Raw genomic sequence first — 26,780 nt, forward strand, 5'->3', positions numbered from 1 at the left:
GAACCTCTTGCCCGTACTGTCGTTACGATCTATGTCGTAACGACAGTACGGAGACATTTCGTGGCCGATCCTACGGTAGTCAGGCGAGTAAGACGCCAGCGCGACGTGCGCCTGGCTGAAGGCTGGCAGGAAGTCCGTGTGTGGGTACCCACCGAACAAGACGCAAACGACATCAGAAACCTCGCCGCCGATCGCAGGGCAAAAGCCAAAGCGCTCGCCGGCCTTGACGAAGGAATTAAGAGCATGCCCCCAGAAACACTGCACCGCATTGCCGAGGCGATCGCATCCCAGGGCTCGGCAGCCTACACGACCCCTTCCGGTCCTGTACTGGACCTCCTCACCAAACTCGCGGAAGAGGACGATCTCGCGAGCTTCTCGCGGGCTTTCATTCTTCTGGCGCGCGCCGCACCGGCTAACGCCGCGTTTGTCGCGGGCGCGGTGCCGGCAAAGATCTCCAACTTCCTGATCAAGCATCGCGGCGTCAAGGCGACCGCGCTGATCAAGTGGACCGAGTCGAATCCGGATTGGACTGAGGAGCTCAAGAACGCACTGCGTGATCCCAATCTATTTGTTCGTGTCGTCGAAGACTTCGCCTCTGCGATCAAGCAAGGGGCCGCCGCTCACTAGACCTTTGACAAACAAACCGGCGCCGTTTCAAAAAAAGCGGCGCCGGTTTCCTTGTGGCTCGGATGAGCCTTCACATTGAATGCGCCTTAGGGCGACCCGCCTTGCCATGCTAGATTGGGCGATGCCCTTTCCAGTCACCCCCGCAGCCGGAGACGATCCCCGCCAGTTTCTGATTCAAGACCCGACGGGGGTTCGCCATCCGATTATCTCCTTACTGGCAATCGACAACCACACAGGCCACGTTTCTGGTCTCGGCACGGCGTTCCGGATCGACCCCTTCGGAGGTTATCTGACCGCGCAGCATGTGCTTGAAGCATGGCTCGGGCCTTCGCGCCCGCGGTCTACGGTTGTCGGTCTGCTCAACCCGGGGCTTGTTTATGGACGCGCCCCGATTGGGGTCGACGGGATGGTCGTGATTGCGTCAGCGACCGCCTTTCGCATCCCGCCAGAAGATATCGCCCTTGATCGGCTGCTCAACCGTGACTCGAGCCGCATGTCACTCGACTGCATGATGCTGTCTTTCAAAGCAGACAACACGCGCCTGAACGAAGTACGCGATTTTCTGCCCCTGCGGCTGACCGGGAAATGGCCCGAGATCGGCGATGAAGTCATGGCGATGGGATTTCCCGAACTGCGTTCGATACAGGACCGCGAGATCGACGCGGATGTTCTGACCGAGCGCATGTATGGGTCTATTGGTCGCGTAATCGCTGTGCTGCCGAGTGGCCGCGAACATCGGCCTTGGCCGACATTTGCGGTCGACAGCCATTGGCGCGGCGGCATGAGCGGCGGACCCGTGTTCAACCAGGATGGAGAGGTGATCGGCCTCGTCAGCTCAAGCGACGAGCCGGGAAGCGACGGTGCGCAATCCTACGCCTTCTGGTTTGCGCCGATCCCGGGTCTTCAACGCAACCTCCCTCACGTCGACCCATCGAACCCGGGATGGGTGCGCGGTTGGGCGGTGGTGCGCAACGCTCCCTGGCATGTTGCGGCAATGACCAACGACCGCGCACGGGCAGAGGAAATCTGCGCGACGCTGGCGTCGGACTATTCGGTTCGCTTTGGCTCCCTGAGGGCTGGCTCAGATGACTTTATTGGTTCGGCCGATTAGGCGGGTCAGCTAAATTGGAAGCCGACCACGTATGCCGATTTCACCAAGTCGTGGGCTCGACCTTTCCCACGCGCGCATTCAAGGCAACGATGCCGATATGAGCAAACCATTTGATCTTCTCAATCTCTATGCCCGCTTCAGCCGGGAGCGAAAGATTTCCGTCACGGCGCCTCAGACAGCCCAGGAATTCCTGGCGGCGATCGGCGCGCAGCTCGACAAGGCATTGACCGATGACATTCTGATCGCAGGCCAACGAACCGCGGCAATGTTCGAAGCCATGGTGGTGGCGCTTGGTCATTACAAGCTGATGAAGGTCGAAGATACCGGGCGCGTCTATCCTGTCGGCAGATATCGGGCGCCCGATTTCCGGATCGTACTGGAAGACGACGAGCAATGGCTGGTCGAAGTCAAGAACGTCTACGAGGCAGATCCGGTCCGGCAAGAACGTCAGATCATGACACCATCTTATTTGTCCTCGCTCGACAGCTACGCGCGGGCAATACGAGCCGCGCTCAAGGTGGCCGTCTATTGGGCCAGATGGGGCATCTGGACGCTCGTGTCCCCGCACGATCTGCTGGACGAAAATGGCTACCTCAAGCTCGACATGAAACATGCCGTCCGCTTCAATGAGCTGGGCAGCTCGGCGATATGACAATCGGCACAACGCCGCCGCTCACACTTCGGCTAACCGCCGACAAGCCCAACGCCATCGGCCCCGACGGAATGGCGCCTTTCACGGTTGGAGAGGTCACGATTCTCAGTGAGGATCGTGTCCTCACGCGTACGGACGAGCAGGAGATCGCGTGGATGTTCATGAATCTCGGGGAATGGGCCGAGCAGGAGACCAAGGCCATTGTGACTGACGGAAGATTGTCGGCGATCGAGTTTTCTTGGCTGCCCGAGGAACGGCTCAACGAGGACACTGAGAGATTTGAAATAATCGGCACGCTGAGCCGGATGTTTTCCCGCCACTATTCGCAACAGGCCAATGGAGAACCGGATTCGGTGCAAATTGAACTTGAACATCGGCCCAACTGGTTCGCGCCACTGATATCGTCCGACTACAAAAGTGATGCGTTGCCGCTATGGCGCTTCGTCCAGCAGCCGCTCGCGGTGAAGACGGCGAATAAGAGTTGAGGTATAGAAGCGCCGCGCGGAGTTTGACGGCTCGGTTTGTGTCCTCCTGCCGATGAATCTCGGTTTCGTCGGATCACGCAGCGACTCTGCCTCGTGAGCCGGCAACAGCGCCGAGAAACAAGAGTGCAGCATAAGACAAGCACCAGCCGATGATCGCAAATACAATGCCCGTGAGGGTCGTCGGAAGCGCGGGCGCATAGGCGCTCCAAGCTTGCGCCATGATCGGCTTGTCGTAGTCGACCGCTACCGCCAGGATGGCCGCAAGCGTGACGCCATTCGCCAAAGCCGATTGCTGCACGTTCAGCCGGTCCAGCCTTCGAACATATTCCGTCATTCGCTGCGCCTGGTCGCGCACCAGTTGTTCTGGGTTCTTCGCCATGACACCGAGTGCGCCCGATCGGTCATAACCCGAGCGGCGGGAGTCCTCGTCGAAATTGCGCACAATGACTGTCAGCTCGTCGGCTGCGCCACCGAGCCGCTGCCTATACTGTTGCAGGAGCTCAGGAATTTGCGCAAACAGCAAAGCACCCAGAAGCGACAAAACCGCAAAGAGCCGTTGCATTGCACCACTCCTTCTCGCGTCGAGACCTCCGCTTTGAAGGTTTCAATAACCTCGATTCGGTCATTCGGGTCCAATCACAAGAAGTGGTTGTCGGCCGGCCTTTCCGCCCCAGTCGGCCGACGGCGTTCAGCCCGTTTGGGAGACCGGTAGCCGGCTCTATGCACCGATTAGCTTTCGCTCGGGAGCAATCGTAATGTTGGACGATGTGCTACAATATGCGGCGGGAATGAAAGTGTGTCACCAGTCGAGAGTTCAGGCTTATTCGTCACGCTGCCAAAACTCGGAGGCTGATCTAACGACGAACCGCCAACCTGCCTGCGGTTCAACTGCAGGGGCTATACCAACATCGAGAGCACGGTCGATATCTCGGCGTCGTCGAAATTGATGAATTGAGAGCGCGGAAAATCGAGGTCTAAAGTGCCTCCTGGGCAGAGCTGCCATACGCTGCCCAGGCAGGCGGCAGCGGCGTCATGCGACGACAAAGCCAGGTTGGTGAGGACTTGGTGAGTTTCGAGATCGACGAGAAGGTCATCGTGCGGCGATTTCAATCTCTCGGCAAAGCCGCAGACACCGATCTCCTTTGAGGAGAATTCCTTTGGTCAAATCGAATCCATCCACCCGCGATGCTGGCTTCAACATACCTCTTCAATCTTAAACATGCCGGGGACTTGCCCCGATAGGCGCTTTCGCCAGGCCCGGTCGTCCGTGGGCCGAGGCCAGCAACATCAGAAACAGTGCGCGATTGGCCTGGTACCGGGCGGCGGTCCTGCTGGCTTCCGATCCGTGCATGAGCGGCCGGCCGTCGGTCGTGCAGAGATACCATCTGCATGTCCGGCGGCGTTGTCTCAGATGGATCTCGAAGAGCGGCAGGTGCTCGGGCATCGCCTTCTTGTCAGCTATATAGTTGTGTCGTCGTTGCTGCGTTACGCAAGGTTCAAGAATTCATGAAAAAGGTTTTGAAAGCTCGAGCGATCGAAGATAGCCTGTCGCTGTCGGAGCTCGGACGGCAACGCCGTAAGGGGCCGAGCGAGCGGCACCAAGGCCGCCCGAAAAAACTTCGGATTGATCGTTAAATCAGGCCCAAGCGGAGCGCATTTCCGCAGTTGAGGCAAGTCGGGCCGTGTCAGGATGTCAACCGTACCCAACAGGATTGCCCTCTTCATCGACGGCGCCAATCTTTACGCCACGGCACGAACGGTCGGCTTCGACATCGATTATAAGAGCCTCCTGAAGGAGTTTCAGGGGCGGGGCACCCTGCTCCGCGCCTTTTACTATACGGCCGTTGTCGAGGATCAGGAGTTCTCTTCGATCCGTCCGCTGGTCGATTGGCTCCACTACAACGGCTACACCGTCGTGACCAAGCCGACCAAGGAATTCGTCGACGCTTCCGGACGCCGCAAGGTGAAAGGCAACATGGATATCGAGCTCGCGGTCGACGCCATGGAGCTTTCTGGAAAAATCGACGAGATGATCCTGTTCTCGGGTGACGGCGATTTCCGTCCCCTGGTTGAGGCGGTGCAGCGCCGCGGCGTCCGCGTCACAGTGGTCTCCACAATTGCTACCCAGCCCCCGATGATCGCCGATGAGCTGCGCCGCCAGGCCGATGTCTTCACCGATTTGGCGGACTTGCAAGCGAACGTCGGCCGCGATCCGACCGAGCGCCGAGCCGTACGCGAGCGAGACGAGGCGCGTGCGCAGAATGCGCAACGTCCCGCCTCGCCAAGGCCGCGCGACGAGGCGGACGAATTCGAGGGCTGAGCGGCACGCCTACGACGGAACTTGTTCATCCCGTAGTTTCCTGGAATCGGAATCCGGCCTTTGACATGTCGCCGCACCGGAAGCCATTGAGCGGGCTTTCACCGCCGAGCGGTCATTCAAGCGCCTCATTGAGGGGTGAATCATGCGCTACGAACTCACTAACGAGTGACTGGGCTGCCATCGAGTTAAGGCTATCGAACAAGCCGCGCAGCGCACCACGAGTTAATGACCGTCGCGTTCTTAGCGGTATTGCCAATGGACGAGAGCGCGAGGTGGTTCTCTATTGTTCCTGCACGACACAACAGTGGCGCTTGTCTTGACGCGCGTGCACCCTGCGCTTGTTATTGCTTTGACGCAGATCGAAAATGTGCTTGGGCGCTGTTGGCCCGGTCGATCAGAGCTTAGCGACGGACGAAAAACGCATCGTGAAAACCGGATCGGTCATCGATCCATCTAGCGTGACACTCTGCTCACGCACGCAATCGACGTCAGACGACGTAAAGCTGCCGGAGAACTTTACCATATCGCCGCGCTTCATCCCAGCGAGGCTCTTAAAGAGAGAAGACGTTGGCTCGATCAGCGTACGCGAGCCTATGTCGGAAAGAGCATTATTCCATGTAGCGACGTGCACGTCAGGTGCCAGTTCGATGCTAATCACTCCTTTTCCGTCGCCGTTAGAAGAGAGCTGCGCAATCTTTCCGATCCATCCGGTCGCGCTTTGACCTTGCAGGACGTTGCAGATTGCTTGCTTCCGACTGTTGCGGGCGCCTCCTGCGGCCAATTGGTTGGTTGCTGCTCTGTAAGCAGTCTTTGCCGTAGAGATCGAACGGATAAAACCAGATTGGTCGTAAGGTACCGGAACAGATGGCGGCGGCGGAGCCGAATTGCCGCGACCGGCGACCACACCAATGAGGAGCGCACCAACTCCGCAAACAGCAGCGGTCTTGATAGCGATATTCATGCGCCTTCTCCGCTTATCAGGGGTTGTCGCACAAAGTACATTCGCGCGGTCACCGGGCTGTTAACGAGCCTTAAGTGCTGCAGTCGTGCTTAGCGAATTGCTATCGCGTTCGCACGAAGTGTCGGGTTCAGGAACTCGCGCCCAACCCGTAGACAGCATCAATTCCGGGCCGGACCGCCTAAGCATGGTCGCCGCAACGTGCTTAGCATATGCGTCCAAGGCCTCACGGCGGATCACCACGATCAACGCTGCTGATCGTCGTGACTGCAATGTTAACCTCCCTCGCCGATTAGCCGGGGAAACTACATGGTTGGGGCAATACGCAATACGGTCATGGCACTCACTTTTATTGTCGTCGCCGGCAGCAACATTTTTTGGGATTTCATCAATAGCTACATCGCCTGTGGCCTTGCGCTGGCCGCTTCAGCCGCTTCCGGCTTTTGCGTCGAGCGCGCTTTCATCAATCGGTCCCATCGCGAGATGATCCGCCTCCACGGCGTGGACTGGCATTCGGTGGAGGACCAATAGCCCGGCGCATGTCATCTACCGTGCTGGCGATGTTCGAGTGTTACGAACCTTCGCTGATCCTCGGCGCATTCTTTCGCGCGCAGCGGAGGGATTTATGATTACCGACGACGATGACGCAATCAGCTTAGATCGCCTCTTTGAGATTTGGAGGCGGTCATTTTTCATCACTCACTCGGCCCCGACATATCGGCCTGCGAATCACTTTCTGCGACTTTGGTTTGTGGGACCGAGGGAAATACCTTCAGATGAGACCTTCTCCGGAGTTTGCGGTCTTGGTCCAGGCAAGCTTGATATTGACAGCGGCAAGCTGGCACTCGGCCAGTTGGCAAGCGGTCCCATTAAGTTGTGCGCCGGCAAAACGATCGCAAGGCGAACCGTGCTGGTGCCACGGATTGGTCTTGGGCTCGTGGGCGCGCTAAAATGATTGAATTAGGTGTTTCCGGTTGCACAGCCCATCGGCGGAATCCCCCGCCAGCCCAAATCGTCCCGATCGGGACGATTTTATGAAACTTAGGAATAATCAACTGAAAAACGTCCCGATCGGGTCTTTTTTATCGTAATTGTCCTTGGAACTTGCCAGATCGTCCCGATAGGGATGGTTTTGCCAACAATCACAACCAGCAAAAGCCTCGGAGCGCTGATCAGGGATGAGCGCAAGGGTCAAGGACTGACTCAGGAGCAGCTTGCCGGTCTCACCGGGGTCGGTGTGCGTTTCGTGCGCGAATTGGAAGCGGGAAAAGAAAGCTGTCAGCTCGGTCGCGCGCTTCAAGTCGCGGCCGCATTGGGTCTCACCGTCTCTGTCAGCAGGCGTCGGGAGACTGCCCGATGAACCATCTGCTGGATGTCTATGTCGGCAGGACAAAGGCCGGCATCCTCAGCCAGGATGATGCCGGGATGCTCAGCTACAGCTATGACACTGGCTACCTTGCCGGCGGGGCACCTCAGGCAATCTCCTTTTCCTTGCCGCTACAGGAGGCGCCCCCATCCGGATCGCATTGTCCGCCCTTTTTTTCAGGCCTTTTGCCCGATGAGAGTGCCCGGCAACATCTCGCCGGCGCGCTTGGGATTTCCGCGGGAAATGCCTTCGGCCTCCTTGAAGTGATCGGCGGGGAGTGCGCCGGGGCTTTGTCTCTCTATCCAGCCGGTCAGGCACCCGCTTCCTCGGATGACGATGGGGTCGAAAAAGCTGACCCCTGCCCGGCTCGAAGAAATTTTGGGCAAACTCCGCGAGCGCGCTCTCCTCGGCGGCGAGGAGGGCGTGCGGCTGTCGCTCGCCCGAGTGCAGGACAAGCTCGCCGTTTGTCTCGAGGGAGAGACAATTGGACTCGCCAAGGGCGGGGCGGCCGACCACGCACATTGTAAAGCCCTTTATTCAGGCGCTGGAGGGCAGCGTCGAGAATGAACTATTTTGTCTGCGCCTCGCTGCGCGCCTGAAGCTGCCTGTGCCTGACGTCCAGATGCGCCGGCAGGGGACCATTTCATTTCTTCTGGTCGAACGATACGACCGTTCAAGGCACAACGACGGCGACATCTCACGCCTGCATCAGGAGGATTTCTGCCAAGCCTTGAGCGTTCCTCCGGAGCACTATGCTCTGCTTTATCGAGGCGAAGTGCCGGACCTCGCCCCGCTCTATGACGTCGTCTGCACGGCCGCTTACCAGCGGTTGGCGAAAAAGCTCGCCATGGCCATCGGCAGGCGCTCGGTTCCGGATACGATTCAGTTGCAGCACTGGCTGTCACTCGTTCCCGCAACATGCGGCGCACAACGTCTGCTCATCAAGGATATCAAGGAATCGGCCGACAGGATTAGAAGCGCGGCCGACAGCCTCCTGATGGAGCTGGAAGAGGCAGGCATCACCCACACTATTCTCAAGGCGATCCGGGCCGTCATTGAAACCCGCGCCTCTCATCTGCTGCGAATTACAGAGAAAGCGTGAAGAATAGTGCATCACTAGCGATATGGAATCTGCGCAGGCACTCATTTTAGACGCATAGAGCCATCAGCCGAGCCATCGCCAAGGGCTCGCAGTGTCAGGAGCGCTATGACCACGAAATCAGTCCACGCCAGAACCGTATTCTGGATCAACGCTGGTCGGAGCCGGGCTCGGGAATCAGCGGCGCGCCCCCGACCGAGATTGGCCCTTCTGGTTTAGATGGTTGAACCACTCTCTTCGCTGGCCTCAAAGCGGGATGGGCGGCCGGCGGAGAAGGAGCCGACAGCACAGAGGCAGGCACGGGTATATTCTGCAAAGATTCGATCTTCGCGGCGAGCGCCTCGATCTGGTCCGCCATCCGTTTCAAATCGGCTTGTTGCGCACCGATGTTGCGATTGAGCTCTGCAAGTTCATCTCTCGCCCTTTGTTGCCCTGATCGAATCTCCGAGAGAGCTTCCCTATCTTCAGGTGGCAAGCCTGGTGTTGAGGCAGCTTCACGCACCGACGATGTCGCGAAAACTGCCTCGATGTCAGTCCAATAGTAGGCTGCCCCGAAGCACAGACCAAAGGAGATGACCACGATCGCGAGAATCCAGGAAAAACGTCGTGGGGATTTGTGCAAGACGGGTGGCAACTCCGAGGCGCTCGCTTGATCAATCACATCCATCATCCTCAGCTTGCCATTCCCATTCATCGGTCTTTCTCGTTGACGTGATAACGGGCAACCGTCAAGAGCTGCCGTGAAGCACGGGTGCTGACCGCAATCTCCCTATCACCGCGTCAGCAATGGCGTTGCGATGTAGCGAGATCAGAACCTCGTCGCGCAGCTGCAGGTGAAGCGCCCTTTTACATTCGGCACCATCAATCGATGATCTCGGTGAGAGCATCGTAGCCCGCAGGTCGCCGATGCATCCATTGTCTTCGGCGGTCCGCAAAACGGGTGCAGATCAAGAAGTAGGACCCGCCCGGTCGTAGGAAGCGCGCCTCACCAAAATAACCGAGCATCGGCTCGAGCTCGGCCGCCCAGGCGAACCGACGCAGGGAAAGCAAGGCCGCTGGGATCGAGGGACGCTGACTTCGCCGCGATCCAGCCCGATTTCGTGAATATGCGCCGCATTCCGTTGTCGAATGCGAGAAAAGAGCAGCGAACGTCACCTCAAGTTATACCAAATTAGTTATCTAAGTTGCTACTTTTAAGCGAACTCGCTTGGGGCTTCAATATGAAGAGACTTCTGGGATTTTTGTTGATCGCTCAGTTTTGCTTGCTTTGCGCCGAGGCCAGGGCGCAAGGGCTTCCTGCTCCCTCATACTGGAAGAATGAACGGGGTTCAGAACTGTTTGTTTGGTCCGCTAATAGCGGGTCAATAACAGGGACTTTCACAAACCATGCTCAAGGGTTTGCTTGCCAGGGTATCCCTTATCCTGCATCGGGGGCCGTTCGTCCAACCGGACTGCATTTTGTTGTTACTTTTGCCCAGTGCAATTCTTTCACCCAGTGGGTTGGAAAAGTTAACGGGCCTCAGATGCCAACGTCATGGACGCTGTTCTACGTTGATAAGGACGGCAAGCCTAGCAAGTTGAAGGGCGCGGATATATTCACGCGCGTATGGTAGTGTTCAATCTTGCAACGTCGCGACCTTAGATCGAACTCGCTCTCGCGAGTCTCGGTCTGGGTTTCCTTGAGACGCGTAGGCTCTCCGTCGCTGCCGGCCCGCTCGCGTTTGGCCCAGCTACCGCTCCTCTTGGCACCGTGTTTGGACGATCGGTAGATCGTGAGCGGTCCATCGAGCTGGCGGATCGGCTTTTCAAGGTGATGGACGAGCATCTCGCAGAACGGAAGTTCGTGGCGACTGCCCTGCCCACTGTGGCTGACATCGCATGCTACAGTTATACGCGCGCCGCACCGGAAGGCGGCGTGTCGTTGAAGTCCCATCAGAACATCGTTCGATGGCTTGAGCGTATCGAGGCTTTGCCGAAGTTCGAGTCAATGCCGCCAGCGCCCCGATAGCAGGCTCCTAGAGAGTGCATCATGGTGCCGGAACGCGCTTCGTCTCCGTTTCACTCGGGTGAACTAGAAGTCCAGCGGCGGGCTGGTGTGGATGACAACATCCGCAAGCATGCAAAGGTGGCAATTCGAAAGGAGATGCCGGTACAGCATCGGGATTTCTTCACCAACCTGACTTATGTCTTTGTCGGGTCAGCCGACAAGGACGGGCGGCCAAGCGCATCGGTCCTGACTGGGCCGCGAGGCTTCATATCGTCGCCAAATCCGACGCGCCTGCTGGTAAGGGCTGGCCGATCTGCGGACAACACCTTGAACGAGAATCTGGTGGCTGGCGCGAATTTGGGGCTGCTAGGTCTAGACCTGACCAATCGACGGCGAAACAGGCTCAACGGACGCACTGTGAGTGTCGATGCCGACGGCTTTGAGCTTATCGTGCATCAAAGCTTCGGCAATTGTGCCAAATACATCGAGATCCGCAAAGGCATAACCGCGGATGGCCTCGGGTCAGGCCAGAAGCCGAGATTTGAATTCAAACAGCTCAACGATCGGGTGAAGCATGTCATTCAGAACGCGGACACTTTCTTTGTGGCGTCCTGCACTCCGGCACAGGACAGAGTGCCCGGCACCTATGACTGCGATATATCCCATCGTGGCGGACGCCCCGGATTCGTCCTTGCCAGCGATCACGAGATAACTGTGCCTGACTTCTCCGGTAACCTGTATTTCAACACGTTGGGCAACTTTTCAGTCCATCCATATGCTCTTCATCGATTTTTCGACCGGTGATCTGGTACACATTCGAGGCCGCGTTGAAATTCTTTGGAACGATCCGCGGATAGCTGGCTATTCAGGCGCCCAAAGGGCCTGGCGATTACATGTCGGAGATGGATATTTGGCGGAAACCGCGTCCATTCGGTCCGATCCGGGCGTGGAATTCTCTCCCTTCGCGTCCATGACAGGACTTTGGGGAGATAGTTAGGTTTACGTTTTCTACGCCGCGGCCGCTGAACTCAGTTGCTCCCGATCCGCGTTTCTCACACCAATCAAACCAACGTATTATCCGCCGTTCGCGTGGGTCACTCGCGAGTCCTCAAGCGAGTTCAACTTCGTGCGAACCTCGGATTGGGCAAGAACATCGGTACTCGCGGAAGTACGGAAAGGAAACGCAAGTTCGGGGCCATAATGGTCCGCAAGTGGCCATCGCAGCAATGCCGCGGCTGCAAGCGACAACGTTCGATTCTCAAGCATGCGGCTCTCGACAAGAAGCCTCCTATTGAGGTTTCTTTGCTCCATTCTCCGACTTGGGCAAAGTTAGTTGGCATTCAGCAAGAAAGCCTACAGACTAGCCCAACTGCGAAGCAACACTAACTCACTTTGAATGGCCAGATGAAGACGTCCACGCCAAAGGGCACTGGGAGCGTAGGAGCACGTCAAATCTACGACGCCCTCAAGGGCCAGATCCTGGGGCATGTTTATGGCGCCGATGGCCTGCTGCCGTCGTCTCGCGGGCTTGCCGGAGAGCTCGGCGTATCTCGCAGCACCGTGACAGTCGCCTACGAACAACTCGCGGCCGAAGGTTTCATCAATATCCGTCATGGCGCCCGCCCGCGCGTTGCAAGAGCTGTTGCTGAAATGGAGCACAACGCGACGAAGTCCCGGCCGTCCTCGCGCAAGGTGCGGCTGTCGATGTATGGCGAGCGTGTGAGGCAGACAGCGCCGCGGCCGGAGGAGCGAGTTCGCGACCTCGTGGCAAACTTTCGGTATGGCGACCTCTCTCCGTCGGATTTCCCCGTGCTCGCGTGGAAAAAGGCCGTGGTTGCCGCGATTACGCAGCGGCCCGAAAGATTGGCCTACAACGATCCGTGCGGATGTCGGCGGTTACGCGCCGCGCTCCAGGGCTATCTCTGGCGCTCGAGGGCTGTCCGATGCGACACCGATCAGATCATTGTCGTGAATGGTTCGCAACAGGGGCTCGATCTGTGCGCGCGTCTACTGCTAGACCCCGGCGATCGGTTCGTCATGGAAGATCCCGGCTACTTGATGGCAAAGCACGCCTTCTCGGCCACGGGGGCTACCGCTGTGCCAATTCCGGTCGATAAGGACGGATTGCTCACAGAGCGGCTCAGAAAGACGGAAGCACGCGTTGCCTACGTGACGCCGTCGCATCAATTTCCGTTGGGCAGCGTCATGCCAATAGGGCGCCGGCAGCAGTTACTCAACTGGGCAAAGAAATTCAACGCTTACGTGATCGAAGATGACTACGACAGCGAGTACCGCTATGACGCCAAGCCCATTCCCCCGCTGCACGCCCTCGAAGATAGCGAGAACGTCATCTATCTTGGTACCGTTTCGAAGACGCTCTCGCCCACGCTGAGGATCGGCTACCTGGTTGTGCCGCCCGAACTACAGTCCATCTTCTCTGCCGCCAAGCAGGGCATCGACCGGCACACGCCGTTGTTTGAGCAGGAGGCGCTTGCCACGATGCTCGAGACCGGGACCTACGACAGCCATGTCAATCGCATCCGAAGGCGCAATGGCGAGCGTCGGAAAATGCTGCTCGATGCCTTACGCCGCAGATTTGGCGATCGCATCCAGATCGACGGCGCCGCAGCCGGCTTGCATGTCGTAGTCTGGTTTTGCGATCTGCCTCAGGCGTACGAAGCAATATTGATCGAGGCTGCGCGCGCGAGGGGCGTAGGTATCTACCCCGTCTCTCCGCTCTTCGATCCACGACATGCCGGTCGTGGGCGCCGGCCGGATCTTGCTGGGCTGGTCATGGGTTATGCCGCTCTGCAGCCCCGCCAGATCGAGCGTGGCTGTCAACTGCTGGCTCAAGCGGTGGAGCAGCTTCGTTAACGCCGATAGCGGCGCGGCTAACTGGACTACCACAATTTTCAGTAACTGGCAGTTTCATCCATACCAGGCGGGCGTTATCTCAGGCGCAGAATGGAGAAACACTATGTATGTGCCCCCCGCCTTCAGGGACGATGACCTGGACAATATCCGAGCGACGATCCGCTCTGCTCGGCTGGCCAATTTGGTCACCGCCACGGCAGACGGTCCAATTGCGACGCCCCTGCCGCTGTTCCTCGACGAGACCGAAGGCGAGCGCGGCGTGTTGTACGGGCACGTGGCAAAGGCCAATCCACAATGGAAGGCCTCCCCGATCGGCGAAGCCCTCGCAATCTTCATGGGTCCAGAAGCCTATGTGACGCCCTCCTGGTACGCCACCAAGCAAGAAACCGGGAAGGTGGTGCCGACATGGAACTACATCGCTGTCCACGCCCATGGCCCGGTTGATTTCTTCCATGATTCCGAACGCTTGCTGGAGGTTGTCACACGCCTTACGAACATTCACGAGAGGCCGCGCGCGACGCCTTGGACCGTTGACGAAGCTCCCGCCGATTACATCGCAGCACAGTTGCGCGGGATCGTTGGGGTGCGCATTCCCGTCACCAGGTTCGAAGGCAAGCGCAAGATGAGCCAGAACCGTCCCGAAGCTGACCGCACCCGCGTCGCCGCCGGCCTTGTGGCAAGCGAGGAGCCGAGGGATCGAGAAGCGGGACTGCTCATTCCGGTTCAGGGCTGAGGCGAGAGTCCCCAAATTAACACGATCACGGGTAAACGATGCCTGGCTTTCAGACCCTCCTTTTGTTCTTGGCAGCGGCCGTCGTTGTCGCAATAACGCCGGGGCCAGGCATCTTCTACATCGTGGCGCGAACGCTTGCCGGCGGGCGCACCGAAGGATTGGCATCGAGCCTTGGCCTCGGACTCGGCGGGCTTATGCACGTTTTCGGCGGCGCCGTCGGAATATCTACGCTCGTCATGGCAAGCGCGGAGGCGTTCACTTTTCTGAAGATCGCGGGAGCCCTGTATCTCATCTGGCTCGGGATCAAGACATGGCGCGAAGCCCGAGTCCTCGAACCAAACGGGGGTTCAAACGACGGGGTCGCATCGCGCCTTTCGCGAAGGCATCGTGGTCGAGGCGTTCAACCCGAAGACGACCGCATTCTTTCTCGCCTTCATCCCGCAATTCGTCGACCCAACCGCGTACGTCGCCGCGCAGTTCATCGTGTTTGGGCTCATCTCGGTTGTACTGAACACAAGCGTCGACTTAATCGTGACCTATTGGGCTGCGAAGGCGAGAGCCGGGTTTGCAAAGCGACCGTCATTCCTTGCCAAGACGCGACGGGCGTCGGGCGCCGTGATAGTTAGCCTGGGAGCTACGCTTCTACTTGCGCGTCGCGCAAATTGAACTCGGAGACTGGCTTATCCGCGCGAGCGACCCAACGCTCTCGCTGCGCGGTGTGCGGAGATGCGGGTTCCGAAGTCAGCGATTCACAGATTGGGCAGACCAGCCTGCATGGGATGGGCTGGCTTGAGGCCTCACACCGGCTTCTGTAGAGGAGAGCCGAAGATCGCTCGCTGATATTCGGCGAGCAGAGCGGGATCCTCAATCGATCCGTGATGATGGAGCTGCCTCCAGACGCCGTTCATCCTCGAGACCAGCGCGTAGTTCGGAAGCGCAGGTCGATGGTAGTCGACGGTGTCTTGCAGGCGCCCTTCTCACGCCCCACGAAGAGGTGCCAGTCGCTTCCACCTTGCGAGGAAAAGTCATAAAACGTCACGTTCACGACTGCGGCTCCTCCAAACAGCTTGGCACAGCCATCACGGATGGAGGGCCAACCGCGACGAATTCCGCCAATAGGATTGTCCATGCTCGGCACATCGCCTTCCGCCCAATTTACCGCGAGACCATCGAGGTCCCGCGCGTTGAAGCAGCGATAAAAGTCGATCAGCGCATCGAGCGCGCCGCCGTCGTTTCTCTTGCTTTCGACGCCGGATATCTCAGTTGGAGTTGAGGACATCTCAAACGGCTCCTTTCTTCAGTCAAGGGGGCAATGGGTCACCCTCGTGAGTCCTATCGTGAGATTTTGTTCTCCGTGCAGCAATGACAGTCCCGAGGCTGAACTCGATCACGAATGCTAGTGCGAGGGCTTTCGCAACAATTCGCGCCGCAACATCGGCTGCGGAAACAGACCCTGCAGCAGCGCCTGCTCGACTCGGTTCGAGACGGCAGCCTCAAGGCTCGGCTGAGCAGGACCAAGCTCGCAGCAATTGCAACTTTTGCCGGCGAAGCCATGACGATCCGATGCATCACCCATGTGCTTTGCCCCCTTCAGCGTGCGAATTCAAAGATGGCGCTCGGCGCCGCCTTAACGGAGGCTTGGCCTATCAGCCGGGAAGCGGGTACTTCGAAAATGCGCAAAGGCCTTCGCGGAAAAGCGATCACCCGGCCCACGGGCGCCAGCAAAGCGCAGCCGATCAGCTCATCCTCGTCGAACTGAAGGCAGGGTATCTGGCTCACCAAGATCCCAATATAGCCCCGCCATAATCTCCAGAGCTTCACGCGCGAGTCCGATCGGCAGGTGCTCGTTGGCTGCATGTTGCCGGCATCCAGGATAGGCATGGGGTACCCACAACGTGGGCAAATCCAGCACGTTGGCAAAGATGTCGTTCGGAAGCCATCCTGCAAAATTGGGCAAGATTGCCGGCGATTTCTGCGTCGTCCGAGCGATCGATGCTTGGGCCCACCTAGCCCAGGGATCCGAAGGATCGAGGCGCGTGGCAAGAAAAACACCATCGTCGGGGCTTGGCGTCACCTGGACCATGTCGAGACCGGACTTCGCGAGGTGTCGCCGAAGCGCTGGTACAATATCCTCGTGATCAACTCCAACCACGAAGCGGAGTTGACAGCGTGCCCAGGCACTCGGGGGAATGGCATTGATCAGCGCCCGCGGATTTCCGCAACTCATGGCGAGAACATCAAACGAGCACCAGCCATACACCTGCTCTGCCGGAGTCAGTCCCGGCTCGCCCCAAGCCGGATCGATATCAGGCCCGCCAAATCCCCCGTCAACGACACAATCGCCAAGCACCCTGCGGACGGAGTCAGGCAGCCCACCTGGAAGCCATTCTGGAATCAGGATACGGCCGGTCGGAGAGACGATCGTGGCCAGGGCATGCGCAAGCTGGATTGCAGGATCGGAAAGCAGACCGCCCCAATTGCCCGAATGATATGCGCTCTCGCGCGCGTCAATTGAGATGTCGAATGTGACACATCCGCGCGAGCCCAGGAATATAGTAGGCCGATGCTCGGATAGACGGGGTCCGTCAGACGCCAAGAAAAGATCGGCGCAGAGGAGGTTCTTGTGCGTCGTGCATAGTTCGCGCAGGCCAGGGGGGATCGACCTCTTCGCCCATTTCTATGAGGTATTTCAGGTTGAACCCCAGCCGACCTCTCGTCTCGAGGATAGCGTGGAGGCTGGCAATATTGATGGCATGCTGTCCTTTGTTGTCGGCGACACCACGGCCATACCAGCGATCACCGAGCTTTGCGAGGCGCCAAGGCGATATTCCTGTGGCCCACGATTCGTCCATTCCTCGAACCACATCGCCGTGCCCATATCCGAGCACCGTCAATAATGCTCCCGCTTCTCTGCGCTCTGCATGGAGGAAATCCGCGCCTGCAGCAGTCAAATGCTGGCAATCGCAGCCGAGCTCTTCAAGCATGCAGCGGAGTTCGTCGAGATATTCGACTATCTGAAGTGCTCGCTCCGGATTCTGACTCTCGGAACGAATGGCGACGAGCCGCGAAAGCACGGTCTCGAAGTCCCCAGAATCGAGATGGCTTCTCGCGCGCGAGATTGCGGCGTTCCGGCTCATCTAGGGCACCTCCTTACGCCAAAGGGACCTCAACCGGCGGCCGGAAACACGCGAGTATGCACAGCTTCGATCTCAACGCGGACCCGCTGACCGGATTGGAATAGCGGCCGTCCTGGCTTGACCGGAATCCGCGCGGTCAGCCTCAGCCCGCCCACTTGCACCAAAACGCTCTGGTTGGTGCCGGCGTACGCGGACTCCAGCACCGTCGCTTTGCCCTCGTCATCGATCTCCAAACGGATAAATTCGGGGCGCACCGCGAGCAGCCCTCGATCCTGCTGAGAGAGCACCTGCTCCTTGCGCAAGTCAACGCGCAGCCCGAGATCCGGCGTTGCTACTTCAACATTCTCGCCAGACCGGCGTAGCTCGGCGGGCAAGAAATTCGTCTCGCCGATGAAATCAGCGACGAAAGCCGTAGCAGGCTCCTCGTAGAGTTCACGAGGAGATCCGAACTGCTGCAGGCGGCCATGCTCAAGAACGGCCACGCGATCGGCCATTGACAGGGCTTCTTCCTGATCGTGAGTGACGAAGATGATGGTGCTGCCTACCTCCTTATGGATCAGCTTGATCTCCATCTGGAGCTGCTGCCGAAGCTTGCGATCGAGAGCCCCGAGCGGCTCGTCCATCAACAGAAGAGGCGGACGGAACACCAATGCACGGGCCAGCGCGACACGTTGCTGCTGCCCTCCCGAAAGCTGGCTTGGAAGCCGCGCACCGTAACCGTCGAGCGCGACCAGCTTCAATGCCTTCGTAACCTCACGTTCGACATCGCGCCCGCTCATACCGCGTCTACGAAGAGGATACGCAATGTTCTCCGCGATGGTCATATGCGGGAAGAGTGCATAGTTCTGGAACACCATTCCAAAACCACGGCGATGTCCGGGAACATCGTTGATCCGGACGCCATCAAGCTTGATATCGCCCGAAGAAGGAGTCTCGAAGCCCGCGACCATCATCAGGAGCGTGGACTTCCCGGACCCACTGGATCCGAGCAGGGCGACGAACTCGCCGGGCTCTACCGACAACGAGACGCCGTCGACTGCTTTCACCGAACCGAACATCTTGGTGATCGCGTCGACCGATACCGCGCCCCGCTTATCCTTGGTGGACAGAGGAATGCTAGCCGAATGGTCGGCGGTCATCGCAGCCGTGATTGTCATCTTGCGTCCGTTTCGAAGATCTGGCGTGGCGTCTTGGTCAGTCGTTCGCCTCCGCTCCTGGTCACGACGACGGAATCGCTCATCGCAAGACCTGCGGCCGAGGTATACATGTGGAAGACCATGCCCTCCTCAATCACCCAGTCCGAGTGGGGAGTGAAGCACCGATATAGATCACTGGTATGCTGAGAGACGAGCGGCGTCACTCCTAGCGTATAGCCGGTAATATTGTCGTAGGAATCACGCAAACCCGCCGCCACAACCCCTTCCCGCACGATGCGATCGACGTCGGCAGCTGCCGCACCAGGCCGAAGCGCAGCAATTTGCTGGTCCTGTAGCGAGATTAGGGTCTCCGCAGCCGTCCTCTGCTCATCGGTTGCTCGCCCCACGATGACAGAGCGCATGATGCGAACAGTATAGAAGCGCAGGCGAGGCAGGAGCTCGATATGAACGATGTCACCGTCCGCCAGAGGTCGCTCTTCGAGAAATCCGTGTAGAGAGTCCCAGCCCGATCCGACATTCAGCGGACCGACGAAGCCATCGTCAAACCCGAGTTTGTAATAGGCGCTTGCAGCGGCCCCCGCGACATCGCGCTGGCTCTTTCCACGTTCGATCTCCCTCACGGTCGCTTGCAGGGCGCTGTCCAGAAGGGAGCCCGCGCGCTTCATGTGGGCGATCTCCTCGGCCGACTTTCGTCCTCTGAGGCTCCATGCAGAGCGTTCGAGATCGCGAATGTCAGAGCCAGGGAGAAGCTCGCGAAGGCGATTGTGTCGCTGAACGGTGAAAGAGTTCGATTGAAAGTCGGCACCGATGTGCTTGTGGGTGATGCTCCGCTCGCGCAAGGCATCTACCAGGGCGACCAGCGGATCATCCCAGTCGCCGAAGCCGACGATATCTTCCATCCAGCTCCGCTGGCGCGCCGGCGGTATATCGAGCTTGCGAACCAGAAGGAAGGGCTCGCCCGAGGCCGGCACGACGCATGTACGCCAAAGGTTCTCGGAGACGGTGTAGCCCGACAGCCACGCCATCATCTCCGGTTCATCGAGAATAACGCAGTCCAAGCGACGAGCCGCCATCAGCGCCTGAACCAACAACAATCGCCGCCTGTACTCGTCGACAGAGAAGGTGAGATCGCGAACCATGTTACAACTTTCTGCTCTTAAACTATTGCCCAGCGACACCAACGAGATCACCCGTGTGCCAATGCGATGCGACGCGTCTCAAAGTCGTCATCTTCATTGTCAAGCTCAAACCTGCGTCCGGCGTCCTTCAATGGCTGCTCCGACGAAGAGACGCAATAAGCAAAGCAGAACCAGCACGGCCAGGAACAAGACAGCGATCACCGCGATCTGCGGACTGATCTCCAGGCGGATATTGTCCCACATTCGCATAGGCAGCGGGGTCGCGGATGGCCCACTCAGGAAAAGGCCAAACACCACGTCGTCGAAGCCCACGATGAAGGCGAATATCGCCGCGCTCGCGAGTGTTGGAAACAGAAGAGGCAAAGTCACGGTCCGTAAGGTGGTTATCGGGCCTGCGCCAAGACTCGATGCCGCCCGCTCGAGGTTACGATCGAAGCGCTTCAAGCCGGCAATCATCACGACGACAGCGTATGGCGTTCCGATGATCGTGTAGCTGAGTGCGAATGCCAGGGGAGAGCCGATCAACGGAGATCCCGCAAGCGCAAAGAAGAGCGAGACGGCCATGACGACATGCGGAACGATAAGAGGCGAGATCAGAAGAAGGTAGATCGGAAGTCGCCCCAAAAAGCGATGACGGACCAATGCGAAGGCGGCTGGGACGCCAACGCCAACACTCAAGAGCGCCGACAAGCCCGCCCAGCGCAAGCTGAAGCTCAGCGCATCCAGCCACTGGGTGTTACTGAACAGCCGAGAAAACCACCGAAGCGAATAGGCTGGCGGCGGGAACGTCAGATACGGAGCGTCACTGAACGCCAGCGGAATGACCGCCGCAAAGGGGAGGACGAGCAGGAGAAGGGCGAATCCTGCTGACGCGTACAGTAGCGGCTTACGAATCTTAGACAGAAATTCGTGCAGGCGTAAAATGGGACCGTGCGACAGCGAGGACAAGCGCTCTGCGAATGGTCGTCTGACGGGAGACCGCAAGTCGACGACGCTCGATGCAGGGATAACATCCGATCCCGGGCGGTCGTCGAGCTCTTCCGCAATGCGCCGCCGAAATATAAGAAAGATCACAACGACTGCGAGCAAGAGCAGAGAGGATTGCGCGGCCGCCTCGCTAAAATTTCCGAGGATAAGGACTCTAAGGCTAATGCCTTGCGCAATAAGATAGTCGTCCGGCCCGCCAAGAAGCTCCGGCGTGATATAGAATCCCAGGCAGGAGAGGAAAACGAGCGTACATCCGCTGACAAGGCCGGGCATCGATGCCGGAAGCGTAATGCGAAGGAATGCATCCGATGGTGGACTTCCCAAGCCCTGTGCGGCTCTCGTCAAATTCGGATTGACTCGTGTCAGCGCCGCATACAGAGGAAATACCATAAGCGGGAGCTGGACCTGCACCATGCCAATATAGACTCCGATGGAATTAAAGACCATCTGGAGCGGCTCGGAAATCGCACCAAGCGCGAGAAGCGCCTTGTTTATCGGCCCGTTGGGACTAAGCAGAACGATCCAGGCATATGTTCGGATGAGGACGCTTGTGAGGTACGGGAGAGTGACGATGAAGAGCAAAAGCGTCGCCACTCTCTGTGAACATCGAGAGATCGTATAAGCCAGTGGATATGCGATCACCAGGCAGATGCCGGTCACCGTTAAGGCAAGCGTGAGCGTCCTCAGCACGATCCAAAAGAATGAGGAAGAGCTCGCGATTTCGACATAGCTCTTGAGGGACCAACCACCATCCGATTGCAGGCTCTTGAGCGCAAGCTGGGACAGCGGCGTCAGGTAGCCGAACGTGAACAGCACCACGATCGGAAGAAGCAACAGGACAGGCGTGAGCTTGTCCCATCCAATCGACCAGCTCCGCCTGGGTTCTATGGTTGCGCTCGAATTCGACATCCCGATCCTACCGCGCACCGGCCAGCCATCGCTCCCACTGAGCCACGGCGATTTCGTTGTTCGCGCGCTCCCCAGCGGACCGAGCGTTCCAGAATTCATAGTCCTGCACAAACTGCTGTTTGCGCGCATCCGGCGAGGTGGGCAGAAGCTTGGCGCGGTCGGGCGGGATGAAGTCGTAGGCGCGCGAGTTTGGCGGTGCATATAGTATGTGCTGCACGAATTTCGCCTGGTTTTCGGCTCGCGCGGAGAAGGCGAGGAATTTGAACGCGTTTTCCGCGTTTTTGGTACCCTTCAAGACGACCCAGCAGTCGTATTGCAAGATACCCTGATTCCAGGTGTAGCCGATTTTCGCCCCCTGTTCGTTCGCCGCGGAAACCCGGCCATTCCAGGCGCTGCCAGCTGTGATGAGCTTGTCGATGATAAGCTGGGGCGCTTCCGCCCCGTTGTTCCACCACTTCACGATGTTCGGTTTGATGCGACTGAGGCTCTTGAACGCCCGATCCCAATCGATTGGATAGAGCTTCGAGGGCTCAATACCGTCCGCCATCAGCGCCGCCTCGAACGTCCCGCCATCGGAGGCCCAGGTACCGGCCATCAACGAACGTCGGCCTGCAAATTTCTGGACATCCCAGACATCAGCCCACGAGTTCGGTGCATTGGATGTAAACTTCGACGCGTCGTACGCGATGAAGAGTGAATAGACGATCGCAGGCACGGTGAACTTGCCGACCTTGACAGGACTAAACGCCTCCAGGTCGGACTTGTCGAAATAACCGTAGTCGATCGGGAGCAGCAGATTATCTCGCTCGAATGTCGGCGCCTTACCACCCGGCAGAATCGTGACGTCATACCGAGGCGCCCCCGCGAGAACGCTCGCGCGCACAGCTCCCGTATCGGTGCGAGGTTGCGCGATCACCTTGATGCCGGTCTCGCGCTCGAAAGGCTCGAAGTAGGCTATCCGCTTTGCTTCACCCCAGGACCCGCCGCCGTCATAGACGACGACTTCGCCGGTGCCTTTTGGAATTTGAGCGATCGCCGGAGCCGGAAATAGCGAGCGCGTCGCCGCAAGGCCTCCGATGAGCGCGGTGCCTTGAAGAAGTCTGCGTCTCACGATGTCCACCATAGCTGCTCTCCCTTTACTTGATGACGCCACTTGCTCCGACACTGCTCGCGCATATAATGTGACGTGCCGGCGGCGGAATTCGCCGTTTTTCATTCCTCGGTGCCGGAAAATTGCAATCTTGAGGGAAGTCCGGATGGCCGTCACGCGCGCGGATCTCGATCGCCTCGATCTCAAGTTGCTGATGTTGCTTCAGGAGAACAATCAGCAGACCTCGGAAGAGCTTGGGGAGCGTGTAGGCCTGTCACCGACATCCTGCCTGCGTCGACTAAGGCGGCTACGCGAGAGCGGCGCGATCATGTCTGATGTTTCGATCGTAGCCCCGTCGGTCACGGGAAAGCGGGTGACGTCAATTGTGCTCGTCGCTCTGGAACAGGAACACCTTCCTCTACTTGACACCTTCAAGAGCCGAATGAGCGGCTATCCCGAGGTCACGCAATGTTACTACGTGACCGGGGCAGCCGATTTCGTATTGGTCGTCAATACGGATTCGATGGAAGAGTATGGAGCTTTCACTGAAAGGGCGTTTTTCCCTGACAAGAATATCAAGTCGTTCACAACCTTCGTTGCGATGCAGACAGTCAAGTTCACGACGCGCATCAATCTCGACGTTTCCTGACTGGACGTGCGCGCTCTCTTTGCCGCAGCCTAACGGCTCCCGCTCCAGGCTGAGAGGTCTGTGGGGCCTTCAGTCGCGAACAGCAGAACTTTCGAAGACTGTCCGAGTGCGAGCCTGCCTCGATCTTCGCCAGCTGCTCTGATGAGACCGGCAAATCCCGCCGCTCCCGACTCGCCAACCCGAAGACGCGGATCGTCGGACACGCCTGCATTTAGTAGACGAACCGCATCGGCCGCTTGCTCGTCAGTGACAGTAAGGAAGCCAGTGGACATGGATTCGATGATGGGCCAAACGAGCAACGACGGGCTCTGGCACTCGAGCATAGCCATGTTCGTGGGCGGCCCCGACGGAAGACGTACAGGCCTCTCTGCATGAGCGCTCTCATAGAGGCATGCCGACCGTTCTGGCTCCACGATCCACAGATGGGTATCGCGCCCGAATAGACCTCGCGCCCAGCCGTGGCCGAACACGCTTGCTGCAAGGCCTCCTACGCCAGCCTGAACCAGAACATGCGTAAATGGCTTTGGTTGTCCCGACGTCGCTGCAATGATTTCGTCGATCAGAATTGAGTAGCCCTGAACCACGAGCGTGCAGGCAGTCTCATCTTCTCCCGGCCCGACTGTATCCGGGACAGCAATCCAACCGTCCTGCGAAGCTGCCTTGGCCGCGGCCTCGACAGAGTCGTGATAGTCTCCGGCCACACGCACGATCGCAGCGCCGAGCCTCGAGATATGAGCGGCTCGCTCGTCGCTCACGCCTTCGTGGAGATACACGACAGCCCGCGCTCCGATGAGCCTCGCTCCTGCCGATACCGAACGACCATGATTCCCATCCGAAGCGCAGGAAAATGTGAGCTCGGAAAGCATGGATCGCACACCAGGCTCCAACAACTCTGCCGGCAGACTCGCTCGTCCCGTCCGTCCCTCAACGTGTTTCATAGCGAGCTTCAGCACCGCGTATGCGCCGCCGAGCCCTTTGAAGCTGCCTATGCCGAGTCGCTGTGTCTCGTCCTTGATCCAGATCTCGCCTAGGCCCAGCTTCTCGGCTTTACGCGGCAGAGAGATCAGTTTGGTAGGAGCGTAGCGCGGACAAGCTCGAAGCAGGCAGAGCGGCTCCTCCCCTGCGTTTCGGTCGCACCACCAAGGAATGTGCTTTAGGTCCGAGGACGGACGCAGCAGCATGGGTCGAAGATGGCTGGATGGATCGGTCGATGCAGCCTTGACAGGCTGTAGGGGCGCTCGCAATTCGTCCTCCCTCGTGTCAGACCATACTCTGGCGAAACCCGATGGCGATTACCGCAAAGTTTGAGCTGCTCGATGACAGAATTGGGCATTGTTCGATGTAAAACGCCTGGTTTGGGCCTGAAGCTCCAGTTACCCTTCGATGACTCGTGCACTGAACTTGGCCGAAGTAGCGCCTTAAGTTGATGAAAGGTGATTTACGGTGCAGCCGTCTTTTTCACAGCCGCCAGGTTATTCGGAATTCGCGGATCTTTCCGATTCCGACGTGGATCGTTTGCGAGAAGATACACCAGGCGTCGCAAATCGACTCCATTTTAACAATGCGGGCGCGGCATTGATGCCGAAGCAGGTTGTCGGCGGCATGATCGAATACCTGCAGCGCGAAGCGGAAATTGGCGGCTATGAAGCAAGCGCTGAGAACACCGCTCGCCTCGACGGCGTATACGACAGCATTGCCCGGCTCGTCGGCTCCAGACGGGAGGAGATCGCGCTAGCCGAGAACGCCACTCTGGCATGGCAGCGCGCCTTTTATTCGCTTTCCTTTGGCCCAGAAGCCCGAATTCTCACGACCTCAGCCGAATTTGCGGCCAACTACGTTGCGTTGTTGCAGGTAGCGCGTCGTACCGGTGCACGGGTTGAGGTCATACCTGACGACGCAAATCGTGTTCTCGATCCGCAAGCGCTCGAGCGTATGATTGATGCTCACGTACGACTGATCGCTATCACGTGGGTGCCGACCAATGGCGGCCTCGTGAATCCGGCTGAGGCCGTGGGACGGATCGCGCGCCGACATGGTATCCCCTACTTGCTAGATGCGTGTCAGGCGGTTGGGCAGATGCCGATCGATGTCTGTGCACTTGGTTGCGATATGCTTACCGCAACGGGCCGGAAGTTCTTGCGCGGTCCGCGCGGGACAGGGTTCCTGTATATACGTGACGATTTCCTGAAGGGCGTCGAACCTGCCATGATCGACCTGTTCGGAGCACCGTGGGTTGGACCTGAGCGCTACGAACTTAGATCCGACGCGCGACGATTCGAGACGTGGGAAGCAAACTATGCAGCGCGGCTTGGACTTGGGATAGCTGTCGATTACGCTCTTTCGATCGGCATCGAGAGAATCGAACGACGTTGCCGTCTGCTTGCGAAGGGACTGCGCGAACTGCTTGCTGCAATCGCTGAAGTGTCGATTCATGACCTGGGAGAACGCCCCGCTTCAATCGTCTCCTTCACAGTTCGCAACGTGGGTGCACGCGAGGTCATGCGTCAGTTGGCAGCAGGGAAAATCAATGTGTCAGTCTCGCCACCAACAAGCACCCCGTTGGACGCAACGCGTAGAGACCTTCCCGATGTCGTTCGCGCGTCGCCGCATTACTACAATACATTCCAGGAGGTTGAAACTCTCGTGTCGGCGGTCCGCCGAATAAGCAGTTGATGGTAGCCTCGCCGAGGCTGCCTAGTCGGAAGCATCGGCGCCCGATCGGGCAGCGGCTCATAAAGGTACGACAGCAAGCAAGCCGCTGCACAATTGGACAGCTTCAACTCCGCGAGAGCTGAGAACCTGCCTAAGCTACTGGCCTAACGCTTCGTTAGGCTGTTACTCCTTGTCACCGTGCTGGTAGCATCCAACTAAGCCATCCCCGACCACCACGAAGCCATCGGCTATGCGGCAACACACGCGTGCCCGCAAGTACGATGACACCGCGGCGCCAAACATTGACGCCACGTGTCGCAGATCGCACCCGATAAGACGTTGATGTCGCGGCCACGAGTTTCCGGCAACAACAGCGCACCGACGATCGCCGACAGGCCGGCAAGCACCACCGTGTACGAGAGCCCACCGAAGATGTTACCGGTCGCAATCCAATCACGACCGCCGTCGCGACGAACGAAGCAAATCCGCCGATCCAGCCGTTTCCGAGTTGCAGGGCTACGGAAACGCCGCTGTATCGAGTGCGGACCGGAGAGAGTTCGACGAGAAGCGCTCCTAGCGGCCCGTAAACCATGGCCGCTAGGAAGACCATGGCGAACAAGATGGCTATGACCATCGGCCTATTGGGCTGCGCCGGCGTCTTTGCCGATGGCCGGCCTTTTTCGGTCAGCAAACTCACAAGCTTGGTTTCGTCGCAGCCTGCGACTGTGATCACAATGATCCGCCGCCTCTGCTGCTGCTTGTGCTGATTATGGAAGGGTGTCGAGGACCACGGCTCAAGTTTGGAACTCCTGCTGATTCGCTGGAGCTGAAGCTTGCCGAAGGAGAGC

General features: G+C 58.6%; 27 protein-coding genes and 3 pseudogenes. 19 read left to right on the top strand and 11 right to left on the bottom strand.

What is annotated here, in order from left to right:
- Positions 1–60 precede the first annotated feature (60 nt).
- From AAE027_RS26690 to AAE027_RS26705, 4 genes are all read left to right on the top strand, one after another.
- On the top strand, positions 61–627 hold the full coding sequence (locus AAE027_RS26690) for a hypothetical protein (RefSeq protein ID WP_370986914.1): 567 nt from the start codon (positions 61–63) through the stop codon (positions 625–627).
- Positions 628–748: 121 nt separating this feature from the next.
- On the top strand, positions 749–1,738 hold the full coding sequence (locus tag AAE027_RS26695; protein WP_370986915.1) for a S1 family peptidase: 990 nt from the start codon (positions 749–751) through the stop codon (positions 1,736–1,738).
- A gap of 31 nt (positions 1,739–1,769) precedes the next feature.
- Entirely contained in the window at positions 1,770–2,390 is a 621-nt protein-coding gene (locus AAE027_RS26700; RefSeq protein WP_370986916.1) for a hypothetical protein, read from the top strand.
- Positions 2,387–2,875 (top strand): hypothetical protein, encoded by a 489-nt coding sequence (locus tag AAE027_RS26705; RefSeq protein ID WP_370986917.1) that lies wholly within the window; start codon positions 2,387–2,389, stop codon positions 2,873–2,875. The genes AAE027_RS26700 and AAE027_RS26705 overlap by 4 nt, the downstream gene beginning before the upstream one ends.
- 73 nt (positions 2,876–2,948) lie before the next feature.
- Here the strand turns inward: AAE027_RS26705 and AAE027_RS26710 are convergent, their stop codons facing one another.
- Complete coding sequence (locus AAE027_RS26710) at positions 2,949–3,437, bottom strand: DUF2937 family protein (protein WP_370986918.1); 489 nt, start codon at positions 3,435–3,437, stop codon at positions 2,949–2,951.
- A 335-nt stretch (positions 3,438–3,772) separates the two neighbouring features.
- Entirely contained in the window at positions 3,773–3,985 is a 213-nt protein-coding gene (locus AAE027_RS26715) for a hypothetical protein (RefSeq protein ID WP_479714248.1), read from the bottom strand.
- A 580-nt stretch (positions 3,986–4,565) separates the two neighbouring features.
- Between AAE027_RS26715 and AAE027_RS26720 the strand changes: the two genes are divergently transcribed.
- The gene (locus AAE027_RS26720; protein WP_370986919.1) at positions 4,566–5,195 is read left to right on the top strand and encodes a LabA-like NYN domain-containing protein; all 630 of its coding nucleotides are present in this window, start codon (positions 4,566–4,568) and stop codon (positions 5,193–5,195) included.
- A 394-nt stretch (positions 5,196–5,589) separates the two neighbouring features.
- Here the strand turns inward: AAE027_RS26720 and AAE027_RS26725 are convergent, their stop codons facing one another.
- Positions 5,590–6,156, bottom strand: coding sequence for a hypothetical protein (locus AAE027_RS26725; protein ID WP_370986920.1), 567 nt, complete (start codon positions 6,154–6,156; stop codon positions 5,590–5,592).
- 306 nt (positions 6,157–6,462) lie between these two features.
- Between AAE027_RS26725 and AAE027_RS26730 the strand changes: the two genes are divergently transcribed.
- The 5 genes from AAE027_RS26730 to AAE027_RS26750 all read left to right on the top strand — a co-directional run bounded on the left by AAE027_RS26730 (position 6,463) and on the right by AAE027_RS26750 (position 8,621).
- Positions 6,463–6,684, top strand: a complete 222-nt coding sequence (locus AAE027_RS26730) for a hypothetical protein (protein WP_370986921.1) — start codon at positions 6,463–6,465, stop codon at positions 6,682–6,684.
- Between the two features lie 94 nt (positions 6,685–6,778).
- Positions 6,779–7,108, top strand: coding sequence for a hypothetical protein (locus AAE027_RS26735; RefSeq protein ID WP_370986922.1), 330 nt, complete (start codon positions 6,779–6,781; stop codon positions 7,106–7,108).
- A 171-nt stretch (positions 7,109–7,279) separates the two neighbouring features.
- A complete protein-coding gene (locus tag AAE027_RS26740) occupies positions 7,280–7,513 on the top strand; it encodes a helix-turn-helix domain-containing protein (protein ID WP_370986923.1) in 234 nt (77 codons plus the stop codon).
- 65 nt (positions 7,514–7,578) lie between these two features.
- Positions 7,579–8,046, top strand: coding sequence for a HipA N-terminal domain-containing protein (locus AAE027_RS26745; RefSeq protein ID WP_370987167.1), 468 nt, complete (start codon positions 7,579–7,581; stop codon positions 8,044–8,046).
- Positions 8,004–8,621: a HipA domain-containing protein gene (locus tag AAE027_RS26750; protein WP_370986924.1), complete on the top strand. Its 618-nt coding sequence runs from the start codon at positions 8,004–8,006 to the stop codon at positions 8,619–8,621. The genes AAE027_RS26745 and AAE027_RS26750 overlap by 43 nt, the downstream gene beginning before the upstream one ends.
- A gap of 145 nt (positions 8,622–8,766) precedes the next feature.
- On the opposite strand, the gene AAE027_RS26755 is transcribed toward AAE027_RS26750, so the two are convergent.
- A complete protein-coding gene (locus AAE027_RS26755; RefSeq protein ID WP_370986925.1) occupies positions 8,767–9,312 on the bottom strand; it encodes a hypothetical protein in 546 nt (181 codons plus the stop codon).
- Between the two features lie 526 nt (positions 9,313–9,838).
- On the opposite strand from AAE027_RS26755, the gene AAE027_RS26760 reads away from it, so the two are divergent.
- The 6 genes and pseudogenes from AAE027_RS26760 (at position 9,839) to AAE027_RS26785 (ending at position 14,878) form a co-directional block, all read left to right on the top strand.
- Positions 9,839–10,231 (top strand): avidin/streptavidin family protein, encoded by a 393-nt coding sequence (locus tag AAE027_RS26760; protein WP_370986926.1) that lies wholly within the window; start codon positions 9,839–9,841, stop codon positions 10,229–10,231.
- Positions 10,232–10,368: 137 nt separating this feature from the next.
- Positions 10,369–10,626 carry a glutathione binding-like protein gene (locus tag AAE027_RS26765; RefSeq protein ID WP_370986927.1) on the top strand — a complete coding sequence of 86 codons (258 nt, stop codon included), beginning with the start codon at positions 10,369–10,371 and terminating at the stop codon, positions 10,624–10,626.
- A 21-nt stretch (positions 10,627–10,647) separates the two neighbouring features.
- Entirely contained in the window at positions 10,648–11,409 is a 762-nt protein-coding gene (locus tag AAE027_RS26770) for a pyridoxamine 5'-phosphate oxidase family protein (protein ID WP_370986928.1), read from the top strand.
- A gap of 600 nt (positions 11,410–12,009) precedes the next feature.
- Positions 12,010–13,479: a MocR-like pyridoxine biosynthesis transcription factor PdxR gene (gene pdxR / locus AAE027_RS26775; protein ID WP_370986929.1), complete on the top strand. Its 1,470-nt coding sequence runs from the start codon at positions 12,010–12,012 to the stop codon at positions 13,477–13,479.
- Positions 13,480–13,582: 103 nt separating this feature from the next.
- Positions 13,583–14,212 (top strand): FMN-binding negative transcriptional regulator, encoded by a 630-nt coding sequence (locus AAE027_RS26780; RefSeq protein ID WP_370986930.1) that lies wholly within the window; start codon positions 13,583–13,585, stop codon positions 14,210–14,212.
- A gap of 38 nt (positions 14,213–14,250) precedes the next feature.
- Positions 14,251–14,878: pseudogene (locus AAE027_RS26785) on the top strand (LysE family translocator).
- Positions 14,879–15,009: 131 nt separating this feature from the next.
- Here AAE027_RS26785 and AAE027_RS26790 read toward each other — a convergent pair.
- Positions 15,010–15,491 (bottom strand): annotated as a pseudogene (locus AAE027_RS26790) (YybH family protein).
- A gap of 120 nt (positions 15,492–15,611) precedes the next feature.
- Between AAE027_RS26790 and AAE027_RS26795 the strand changes: the two are divergent.
- Positions 15,612–15,971, top strand: coding sequence for a hypothetical protein (locus AAE027_RS26795; protein ID WP_370986931.1), 360 nt, complete (start codon positions 15,612–15,614; stop codon positions 15,969–15,971).
- Here the strand turns inward: AAE027_RS26795 and AAE027_RS26800 are convergent.
- The 5 genes and pseudogenes from AAE027_RS26800 to AAE027_RS26820 form a co-directional block, all read right to left on the bottom strand.
- Positions 15,954–17,349: pseudogene (locus AAE027_RS26800) on the bottom strand (M20 family metallopeptidase). The gene AAE027_RS26795 and the pseudogene AAE027_RS26800 overlap by 18 nt on opposite strands.
- Positions 17,350–17,378: 29 nt before the next feature.
- Positions 17,379–18,506 (bottom strand): ABC transporter ATP-binding protein, encoded by a 1,128-nt coding sequence (locus tag AAE027_RS26805; protein ID WP_370986932.1) that lies wholly within the window; start codon positions 18,504–18,506, stop codon positions 17,379–17,381.
- Positions 18,503–19,684, bottom strand: a complete 1,182-nt coding sequence (locus AAE027_RS26810) for a M24 family metallopeptidase (RefSeq protein WP_245471351.1) — start codon at positions 19,682–19,684, stop codon at positions 18,503–18,505. The genes AAE027_RS26805 and AAE027_RS26810 overlap by 4 nt, the downstream gene beginning before the upstream one ends.
- Positions 19,685–19,750: 66 nt before the next feature.
- On the bottom strand, positions 19,751–21,541 hold the full coding sequence (locus tag AAE027_RS26815) for an ABC transporter permease subunit (RefSeq protein ID WP_370986933.1): 1,791 nt from the start codon (positions 21,539–21,541) through the stop codon (positions 19,751–19,753).
- Positions 21,542–21,548: 7 nt separating this feature from the next.
- Positions 21,549–22,664 carry an ABC transporter substrate-binding protein gene (locus AAE027_RS26820; protein WP_370986934.1) on the bottom strand — a complete coding sequence of 372 codons (1,116 nt, stop codon included), beginning with the start codon at positions 22,662–22,664 and terminating at the stop codon, positions 21,549–21,551.
- 133 nt (positions 22,665–22,797) lie between these two features.
- On the opposite strand from AAE027_RS26820, the gene AAE027_RS26825 reads away from it, so the two are divergent.
- The gene (locus AAE027_RS26825; RefSeq protein WP_370986935.1) at positions 22,798–23,280 is read left to right on the top strand and encodes an Lrp/AsnC family transcriptional regulator; all 483 of its coding nucleotides are present in this window, start codon (positions 22,798–22,800) and stop codon (positions 23,278–23,280) included.
- Between the two features lie 29 nt (positions 23,281–23,309).
- Here AAE027_RS26825 and AAE027_RS26830 read toward each other — a convergent pair whose 3' ends face one another.
- Positions 23,310–24,461, bottom strand: coding sequence for a diaminopropionate ammonia-lyase (locus tag AAE027_RS26830; protein WP_370986936.1), 1,152 nt, complete (start codon positions 24,459–24,461; stop codon positions 23,310–23,312).
- A 262-nt stretch (positions 24,462–24,723) separates the two neighbouring features.
- Here AAE027_RS26830 and AAE027_RS26835 point away from each other — a divergent pair, with 262 nt between their 5' ends.
- Positions 24,724–25,953 carry an aminotransferase class V-fold PLP-dependent enzyme gene (locus AAE027_RS26835; protein WP_370986937.1) on the top strand — a complete coding sequence of 410 codons (1,230 nt, stop codon included), beginning with the start codon at positions 24,724–24,726 and terminating at the stop codon, positions 25,951–25,953.
- The last annotated feature ends 827 nt before the right edge of the window (positions 25,954–26,780 follow it).

This window comes from Bradyrhizobium sp. DN3, from assembly GCF_041357655.1.
Taxonomy (GTDB): domain Bacteria; phylum Pseudomonadota; class Alphaproteobacteria; order Rhizobiales; family Xanthobacteraceae; genus Bradyrhizobium.